The sequence below is a fragment of the Gordonia sp. NPDC003429 genome (genome assembly GCF_053588575.1).
In genome coordinates, this window is record NZ_JBSFQF010000037.1 from 1 (window position 1) to 8,575 (window position 8,575).

Annotated in this window: 8 protein-coding genes; 6 read left to right on the top strand and 2 right to left on the bottom strand. The window is 59.8% G+C overall.

From position 1 onward, the window contains the following. Nucleotides 1-86 precede the first annotated feature (86 nt). Complete coding sequence (locus tag ACWDSI_RS20200) at nucleotides 87-440, bottom strand: ATP-binding protein (RefSeq protein ID WP_449757646.1); 354 nt, start codon at nucleotides 438-440, stop codon at nucleotides 87-89. Nucleotides 441-795: 355 nt separating this feature from the next. Between ACWDSI_RS20200 and ACWDSI_RS20205 the strand changes: the two genes are divergently transcribed. From ACWDSI_RS20205 to ACWDSI_RS20215, 3 genes are read left to right on the top strand one after another with little or no spacing between them, the layout of a single operon-like run. Next, entirely contained in the window at nucleotides 796-2,712 is a 1,917-nt protein-coding gene (locus tag ACWDSI_RS20205) for a hypothetical protein (protein WP_449757647.1), read from the top strand. Next, nucleotides 2,709-3,662 carry a hypothetical protein gene (locus ACWDSI_RS20210; protein ID WP_449757648.1) on the top strand — a complete coding sequence of 318 codons (954 nt, stop codon included), beginning with the start codon at nucleotides 2,709-2,711 and terminating at the stop codon, nucleotides 3,660-3,662. Before ACWDSI_RS20205 ends, ACWDSI_RS20210 begins: the two co-directional genes overlap by 4 nt. Then, complete coding sequence (locus ACWDSI_RS20215) at nucleotides 3,655-4,572, top strand: DUF6339 family protein (protein WP_449757649.1); 918 nt, start codon at nucleotides 3,655-3,657, stop codon at nucleotides 4,570-4,572. Before ACWDSI_RS20210 ends, ACWDSI_RS20215 begins: the two co-directional genes overlap by 8 nt. Before the next feature lie 64 nt (nucleotides 4,573-4,636). On the opposite strand, the gene ACWDSI_RS20220 is transcribed toward ACWDSI_RS20215, so the two are convergent. Beyond that, nucleotides 4,637-6,475, bottom strand: coding sequence for a DNA/RNA helicase domain-containing protein (locus ACWDSI_RS20220; protein ID WP_449757652.1), 1,839 nt, complete (start codon nucleotides 6,473-6,475; stop codon nucleotides 4,637-4,639). Between the two features lie 538 nt (nucleotides 6,476-7,013). Between ACWDSI_RS20220 and ACWDSI_RS20225 the strand changes: the two genes are divergently transcribed. The 3 genes from ACWDSI_RS20225 to ACWDSI_RS20235 all read left to right on the top strand — a co-directional run bounded on the left by ACWDSI_RS20225 (nucleotide 7,014) and on the right by ACWDSI_RS20235 (nucleotide 8,470). Next, nucleotides 7,014-7,295: a hypothetical protein gene (locus ACWDSI_RS20225; RefSeq protein ID WP_449757650.1), complete on the top strand. Its 282-nt coding sequence runs from the start codon at nucleotides 7,014-7,016 to the stop codon at nucleotides 7,293-7,295. Further along, complete coding sequence (locus ACWDSI_RS20230; RefSeq protein ID WP_449757651.1) at nucleotides 7,292-7,762, top strand: 5' nucleotidase, NT5C type; 471 nt, start codon at nucleotides 7,292-7,294, stop codon at nucleotides 7,760-7,762. Before ACWDSI_RS20225 ends, ACWDSI_RS20230 begins: the two co-directional genes overlap by 4 nt. 486 nt (nucleotides 7,763-8,248) lie before the next feature. Continuing rightward, complete coding sequence (locus tag ACWDSI_RS20235; RefSeq protein WP_449757653.1) at nucleotides 8,249-8,470, top strand: PASTA domain-containing protein; 222 nt, start codon at nucleotides 8,249-8,251, stop codon at nucleotides 8,468-8,470. The last annotated feature ends 105 nt before the right edge of the window (nucleotides 8,471-8,575 follow it).

The window sequence follows — 8,575 nt, forward strand, 5'->3', positions numbered from 1 at the left end:
GCCAGCGCTGCAACGCTGACTTGATCAAGTGACTACCAGGATCATATTTACGGGAAGGCACGCCCTCCCTGATCCACAGGTCTTGATCATTCCTCCGTGTCGGCCTGGCCGAAGGATGCTGCCTTGAGACCCATCCCGTAACGGCCATAACTGGCCTCCGCCGCGTCCTTGGGATGTCCTAGCTGCATCGCCGCATCAATCAATTTTTCGTCCATCCCCTTGCCATCATCGATGATCAGCAGTTGGCTCAGGCGGCCCGAGTGGAGAACGAATCGAATGAGAACCCGTTTGGCGTCGGCATCCAGACTGTTGTCAACCAGATCTGCGATTGCGGCCTCGAAGCTTTGATTCAGACCAAGGGCGCGGAAAATTCCCGGATTCGGAGGTATGTGAATTCGTCGAACAGTTTCAATCGGCACTACCCCGGGTTCCATCACCATGAGTCTCGGCTCCTCTTTCCACCTGGTCTGATACGCGCAGGCTCCAACGATCGATTGAATGCGCCTACACGAAGACACTCCACACGACACGCCGCTCGACCTGACATCGGCCACACGTTTATCGCTTGGTTGCCTCCAACTCGCGCGCATCTGCGCCCGGCCGACCCCTGCGGCAATGCCAGACTCAAGCGAGCGGAACTGTCATCCTTCGGGATTGGGCCCGGCCGAGCCCCGTTCGGAGAAGCCCACACGAATTCCCGATGGATGGTGTTATCGCCCAAACGCGCTAGCTGCTCTAGGAGGTATCCGGTAAAGTACATATTTCGGACTTCTGGCACGACGAGAGCGAGAGCTGATGACGCTGGTCTGGAAATGGGACCCGCAAAGTGCAACCTACGGGAACTACGGAAATGCCAACCAGTGGACCGTCAACGCAGGACTCAGTTCGCTTGCGCGGGAAAGCACCCAGAACTCGAGCGACGCACGCGTCGACTCCACGCCCTCCCTTCATTTTACTTTCCATCTGCTGAGTGGCACGCATCGGGACGACTTCCTCGACACGCTGATATGGCACGATCAGCTCGAGCCTCACCTGCGGGCGATGTCGGATGAAGCAGCTGGGGCAGTCGCCGCCGGCAATATCCGCACCGGGCTCGAGACCCTGGGCGCGTCCAAGTCGATCCTCTTACTGTCCATCTCCGATTACGGGTGCCGCGGACTGACAGGTCCGGAGTTCGCGGACATCGGTACCGAAGAGTTCGGCAACTTCATCAAACTGTGCCGTCTCGATCTGTTCAGCGGTAAAGACGAGGCCGCCGGCGGGAGCTTCGGCCTTGGCAAAGCCGTCTATTGGCGCTTCTCGAGTATTCAAACAGTCCTCTTCAATTCGGTTCTCGCGCAGACTGATGCTTTGGAAGGACACACGCGAAATCGGCTCTTTGGTGTCAACCAAGGGGTTGCGCACCGACGCCGCGGGCACTCATATCAGGGTCGCGGCTACTTCGGCGTCAACGGCAAGGGTGGCAACGTCGAATCCACTTGGGCATCCAACGATCAGGCACGCAGTTTGTACCTCGACCGCCCAGATCCCAGACCCGGGACCTCGGCCCTACTGGTCGGATTCCAGGACCCCGATGACCCGGAGAAGGGTCTGCGAGGGATCGAGGGGGTCAAAGCGATGGCGAAAGACCTTCGGGAGGGTGTCGAAGAGAGTTTCTGGCCATTGCTGGCACGAAAGCGTATGGAAGTATCCATCAGCGTTTGCGAGAACGGCGCTCGCGTCTCGGAAGTAGAGATTGACCCTGAAGATGACTACACCGAACTTGTCCGCGCTCTTCACCGCTTCGACGCGGGCGAACTTGACAAGGAACTGTCCGAACCGTATTCAGTCATAGCGCGCGATATTCCGATCGATATTCCTGCCCGCAAGTCGGAGCCACGACACGCCAAGTTCACACACAATGCACGGCTCGTTGTGACCATCTCGGATGAGCAGAAGGATACTCTCGAGAATAAAGTCTGCCTATTCCGGAAGCCGGAAATGGTAGTCGAGACGACCGACAAGGTCTTCGAAAACCAGACGTATCACGCATTCCTCCTGGTTGGGGGTGCAATTCGCCCCGACGATCATGACCAGCAGGACCGACTTGCCGATGACTTCTTGCGATTCGCGGAGCCGCCTGCCCACGACCGGTGGATCCCCCGCGGTGGCCGGAGCCGGACCTCGCAGTCCAGCCTGAATGCACACTACGTGCCCCCCTGGATACCGAATCTGCGCCGAATAGAGGAACAGGTCAATGGTGCTCTCTACGACATCTTCGGGGCACCCCCGCCGACAGATGGCAAACCACCAGAGTCTGTGTTCAAGCATCTCCGTTTTCTGTCCGGGCAGCAAGGTAAGGGCGCAACAGGGACGGGAAGAACCGCGAAACCCGTTGTCGAGATCAAGTCCTGGGAAATCTTGAATGCGCGGTGGCACGTGTCCTTCCAGATCAAGGCTCGCAATCGACCGGAAGGTTGGCGGGTATTTTCTGCACTTATGTTCATCGGTCTCGATGAGCGGGCAACCGAGGTAGCTTGGTCTTCACTCACATCGTCAGACGCCAGGATCGATGGCGACGTCGCTGTGATTCCCGGCAAAGAGCGTGGGCGATTCGTCACCGCAACGATCGAGGGCATCTCAACGGATGCCTTACCCGTACCAGCCGATGAGGCAACCGTGGATGTACACGTGCGAGATCTCAGCGCCGAACTGGAGGTGAAGTCGGAGTGAGTCCCGTCGTCGCCTGGCCGTCCTATAAGGGACAGTGGCAATCGCAGCTGTCCAACGCGATCACGGAGTCTGATGTCGTCGTCGAACCTGATGAGACGCAGTATCGCCTACATCTCGAGGACACCGGATGGCGCGGCATTACAATGGATCTGGCGGTCTGGACCAGCGAGTCTAAACCGACTGGAATCGGCGAGCTCAACGGATACGCGCTTGTAGCGTGCCGGGGCACAAACACGCGTATCCCTTTTCGGCTGGTAAGCGACAGCTCTGATATCAAAACGCGTTTCACCGGCAATATCGCACTCGCGCGAGACGTTCTAGACGGTACCGCAACGCTGTCGGTGGAGATCGTGGCCGAGATCGGCGGCCGTACCCGCGTCATCGGACGAGCAATTCCGTGGACGATTGTGGTCCGAAAGTTCGACGCACCGAGGAAGTCCGGGCAGCCCCCTATCAGTCAGGTGTGGGTCGATTTCGACTGCGCAGAGGCGCCGGCAGTCGCCCGAAAGAACCCACGAGCCAATGCCGCATTGGATGTCGCGCTCGACACACCGGTCCTCTATCTGAACTCCGGCATTCCTGGGTTGCAGGCGATCTTGATGGCCGAGAAGCCCAAGATGGAACGTCGGCGACTCCGGGATCTGTTGGGTTCGGAGATCGCCCGATATGTGGCCTCGACCCTCTTTCGGGTTGCGGCGGCGCAAGTGGTCGCCGAGGACGATGAGGAACCGGTCGGACCGACGGACCCGCTGCTGAAAGCCACATGCGAATCCGTTGCCGGAGCGATTCCTCGATTCACGTCGGTCGACGACCTGTATACGGCACTCGCGCGAAGCACCAACCGCGCCGACTTTGCCGACCTCTGGGCCGACATCGACGCTGCCATCGACACCCTCACGGATGCATCGGCGGCGACATCCACTGCGACATCCGAGGTGCGATATGCCTGAGGTCCTTTGGCGACTCACCGAACAACTCGGATCTTCCGAGCGACGCCGCATGTTCCTCGACTTCGACTGGGAATTGCACTCCGAACCGGTCACGCGGGCATGCGACGGCCAGAGAGTACCTCTGGACTGCCTTGCGGCGCTGATAGACCAGTTCATCAAACGCCAATCCACGTGGCCTGATCGATCGGCCAGCGACCGATGGCTGGCACCGAGACTCCACTACGCCTTGCGGCTTGGCCGCACCGAGGCCGCAGACCCGGATCTATGGGCATGGCTTGGCGTACGGTTCCTCGAGTACGTGGAATGGCGCTGGTCGGGAAGGACCGACATCCCCGAGAACCGATTCCGCGGTCCGATCCACAAGCAGGCGTTCGCACGTCTATGGTGGGGTGCGGAACTGTTCCGGAACGGGGCCGACTACTCGCCCGTCGAGATGGCATTCGTCTTCCAGGACCTCCCCAACAGCTACCTGCATCGCCCAATCGTCCGCTGCCGCTCACTCGCGCTGGCCCTGATTGATCTGGTGACGGCGGGTGACAATGCAGATGCACAGTCACCCAGGACCGCCGACGACATCAACGATCTGGCACGTGTCCTGAACCTGGCGACTGCCGGTGCCCCTCCCGAGATAGAGACTGATTTCAAGCAAGACGACTTCGCGGGCTACCAGCAGTGGTTGCACACCGAGCCAGCGACCCCGGACAACTGGAACGTGCTGCCAGTCGGTCCCCGATGCACGGACACCAGTCCTGACTCGATAGCCGGTGGAAGTATTGTCGCAGGACGCGCGTGGTCCTACGCCCATGAAAACGCATCACGTATCGGAGCACGATCCGCGATGCGGCGGATGAACCCCCACGGCAGACACAAGCGTGACTCTCAAACAACAAGCCCGTTTGATGGCTCCTGACTTAGGGTACTTGGGTCGTTATCAATCAGCAATTTGTCGGGTTTGCTGCCCACATTCACGCTAGTCAGCTTCCACGTCCAACCAGATTTCGGAAGAGGCCCTGCGTCTCCGGATCTGTTGAGTAGATCCGCATTCCGCGCATGCCACGTGTGAGCAGAACCTTGTAGGTGTTGCGAATCGCTCGGTCGAACGCCGCGTGGTCTGCATTCTTCACCTGATTGTCGAAGTTGAATTCGGGACGGGCAACCCAGTGATCGGTGCGCCACACCAAATCAGGTCCGAAAATAACTGCACCGTAGTCGTACTCGAATCCTTGCGCCGTGTATACGCAACCAATCTGGTGGAAACCTGCAGGATCTGTTGCCCACAACTCGCGGCCGGGTGCTTCACCGTGACGTGTCGACTTTGGATTGTTCCACGGACGTTTCCAGTCGCCGATCACGATGTCGGTGGCGAGTGGCTCGTCCTTCTCAGGCGTGCTCCACCGCCAGCAATACCCTGCGACGATGCGGGCCGAGTAGCCTTCGTCGAGCATCTGCTCGAGCTTGTCCTCCACGACCGACGGGGCGTCATCGACCCTGACGTCGAACGCCTCGTCGCCCTCCCACTCAATCGGCCCTCCTTGCTCGAGGCCGAGTAGACGCCGTACCCAATGGTCATACGCACTGCTTCCGCCGCAACGGAATTGGCCGTCGAGACTGATCAATTTGAACTCACAACCAAGTTTGTCGGCGGCTCGTCGGATCTCCGCGATGCTCCCACGCTCACTCGGCTTGACCACCTGATCCTCGTCCAGCAGGAACACCGGAGTGCGCGCCGCTTCGATCAGCTCCTCGACCTGAGGCTTTCCGGTCCGATTGATGGCACGCGTGAATCGATTAGTTGACGTCTCGCGGATGCGGTGTGCCTCGTCGCAAATCAGAACCTCAAGGTCATTCGGCTCCGAGTTGATGAAGTTGTTGTAGTAGGTGAAGAGTTTCTGCACACGCGGCGATCGCGCACCCGCAACTTTGCGGAGGGTCTTCGTGAAGGCCGACGAACCCGTGGCGTGCACCGCAGTTCGTCCCTGCCGGTAGAGCTCGCCGAGCACGCTGAGTGCGATCACCGACTTGCCCGACCCTGGTCCACCGACGATGACCACCACCCGTTTCGTGTTGGATCTTGCGGCGTCTTGAACGGCACGCAACACTTCCGAGTAGGCGACCTGCTGTTCGTCGAGCAGGACGAACTGTTCGCGCCGCTGCACTTCCTCCGCTGCAAGCGTCATCAGCTGCTTGCTAGGACGGACTGCCGAAGCCAGCAGCTGATCGGCGGCGCTCGCGCCGGACTGCGGGCTCAATCGTGTTCGAAGGAAGTCCACGAATTCGCCCCGACGCTGTGCGGTGAACATGCGCCCAGTCTTCGACTGCGGCCGGGTCCACAATGTGCTCACGTCGGCGTCAGTCGCGTTGTGGAGATAGGCGACTCCGGCCAACTGCTCGGTGCTCCCGCCGAGGCTGGCCATGAAGTCGGCGAGGTGGGTGCAGTATCTTTCAACCTGATCGACCGGATGAAGCCGCTCACCAACGCCATCGAGGAGGACCACGTCGTCGATGCCGTCGACCACCGATGCCTTGGTCCACTGCTTCAGTTCCACCACCACGTACGACGGTTCACCAGTCTTAGGGTGTCGGCCACAGATCAATACATCAGCACGTTTACTGGTCAGCGGCAGACGGTACTCGATGAGCATCTCGGATTCACCGAGGCCAGCGTCCTCGAGGTCACTGACAAGTACGCCGATGCTGCGGTCCCATGAGCGCACTTCGGCCTTCGACGGGTGGTACCCGAACTCGTAGAAGAACTGGTCAGTCAAAGCGGGTACGAGCTTGTCGGCGGTGATCTGGCTGCGCACACCAGACACCGAACCCCGATACAGCGACACTGCGGCTCCAGGAAGACACAAAGGACTTCCCGCCCGGGTTGGAGCCTTGTCTCAATGACGCGTCTGTCGGGCCGTGGCGGATGACTTCCGGATTATACCCATCAGTGCGCTCATCTTGGACAGCTCGCAGCCATGCTTTCCTGCGGTTGCTGCGATGGAAATCGCCACAACGTCGTCGAGCAGGCTTCGGACTCGCCCGGTGAGGACTTCACCGGTGACGGGCTCGCCATCGAAGACACTGATGAACCAGACGCTCTGGGTCTCAGCCGATCTGGTGAACCCGCTCCCCCAATCGTCGGGCTTGACGGGCCGGTTGCCTCCGAAAAGCGACCACCAATGTGGCTCGACGTGGAACCACTAATCCGTGGGAACGACAACAGCGTCGTAGCGGACCCGTTCAACCCGGCCGTGCACGACAAACAAGTGGCCGATCATTTTCGCATCGTTCGTGCGCGCACCCCATGCACGAGCCCTTCGACACTGTCACCCTGTCGTACCCCGATGCCACAATTCAGTTATGGCTCGATCAGGTGGTGGTGGCGGAAAAGGTGGCGGCTTCGCCATCTTCATCGTGCTGATCCTCATCGGCATCGTCATCGAGTTCTGGGTCTTCTTCGTAATTATCGCCGCGATCGCTCTCGCCCTTTTCGTCCTCTCGCAGATCGCCAAGGCGAACACAAGACGCCGCGCCATCGAACAGGCCAAACGCAACGCACTGCTGGCGCGCTGCGAGCGGGAGAATGCCGCCTACAACCTGGACCCCGAGGCCTACCTGCATCAGTTGGAAGGTGATTTGTGACGCCCCTCAAGGAGATCCTCTACATCGACATGGACAACACCCTCGTCGATTTCCAGTCCGGCATCGACGCGCTCAGCGCCACCGACCGCGAGACCTACCAAGGGCATTACGACGACGCTCCCGGAATCTTCGCGCTGATGAGTCCCCTCGACGGCGCCGTCGACGCTTTCCTGGAACTCTCGCAGCTCTTCGACACCTACATCCTGTCCACCGCGCCGTGGGACAACCCGTCGGCCTGGTCCGACAAGCTGCTGTGGGTCAAGAAGCACCTCGGTGCCACTCCCGACTCACCCGCCTACAAGCGGCTGATCCTCTCGCATCACAAGAACCTGAACAACGGCGACTTCATCGTCGACGACCGTGATGCCCGCGGCGTCAAGGACTTCAACGGCACCCACATCCACTTCGGCAAGCCCGGTTTCGAAACCTGGGGCGACGTCGTCGCGCACCTACGGCCACTCGCCTGACCACAACCTCGGCGAGTATCGCGGTGCTCGCGCCGAAGTCTCGTCCAGGCGCGCGATGCCTCCGCGAACACGACCAGGCCGCAAATTCCTACCGTCTGCGTGAATTGACCGCCGCCACGAACTAGTTCGCGTTCATTGTATGTTCCGTGGCGGCATTACAAACACCGGCAAGAGGTGCTTAGTCCATCCTTCCTACTTCGAATCCCGGGCGTGAGGCTACGATTCAAGATAAGCAGAATTGATTCTAGGAGTGATTATGTGGCTAACGCGTTCAAGAAATACTTTTCCAATACTAGTGGTCTCGTGCTTCTATTCTCGGGATGCGGAGCTACAGCATCTCGACCCGATGCGACCACGACTGTAACGTCGGTTACCACAGTCCCCGCTGCACCGGCTATTCCAAGCGCTGTTGCTCCGCCGCCAGAGGGCTCTGGTGGCACAATGCCCGCCGAAACCACACCCGCCACACAAGGGTCTACCGCTGTCATGCCTGACGTCGTGTGCATGAATCTTCAAGCGGCCCAGGATAGAATTCAGGAGGCGGGCGTCTTCTTCTCACGGAGCACCGATGCCACCGGCGAGGGCCGCCATCAGATATTGGACCGCGACTGGATCGTCGTCGCACAAGATCCCACCCCAGGTACGCCGATCAGTGAGGGTGAGCCCAACCTATCCGTAGTAAAGATGGGTGAACCTAATCCATGCTGACTTTTTTGCCGGCTCTTCCGGATTGGCGGTGCGTGAAACAGGTTCTACTGACCCCAAGATGTAGGTCGGATTTGCGGTGTGAGCCTGCGTGATGTGGGCGGGTCC

Excerpts from the sequence above, each read along its gene's own strand:
- ACWDSI_RS20200 (WP_449757646.1), bottom strand. The coding sequence starts at position 440 with ATGGTGATGGAACCCGGGGTAGTGCCGATTGAAACTGTTCGACGAATT.
- ACWDSI_RS20205 (WP_449757647.1), top strand. The coding sequence starts at position 796 with ATGACGCTGGTCTGGAAATGGGACCCGCAAAGTGCAACCTACGGGAAC.
- ACWDSI_RS20215 (WP_449757649.1), top strand. The coding sequence starts at position 3,655 with ATGCCTGAGGTCCTTTGGCGACTCACCGAACAACTCGGATCTTCCGAG.
- ACWDSI_RS20225 (WP_449757650.1), top strand. The coding sequence starts at position 7,014 with ATGGCTCGATCAGGTGGTGGTGGCGGAAAAGGTGGCGGCTTCGCCATC.
- ACWDSI_RS20235 (WP_449757653.1), top strand. The coding sequence starts at position 8,249 with ATGCCTGACGTCGTGTGCATGAATCTTCAAGCGGCCCAGGATAGAATT.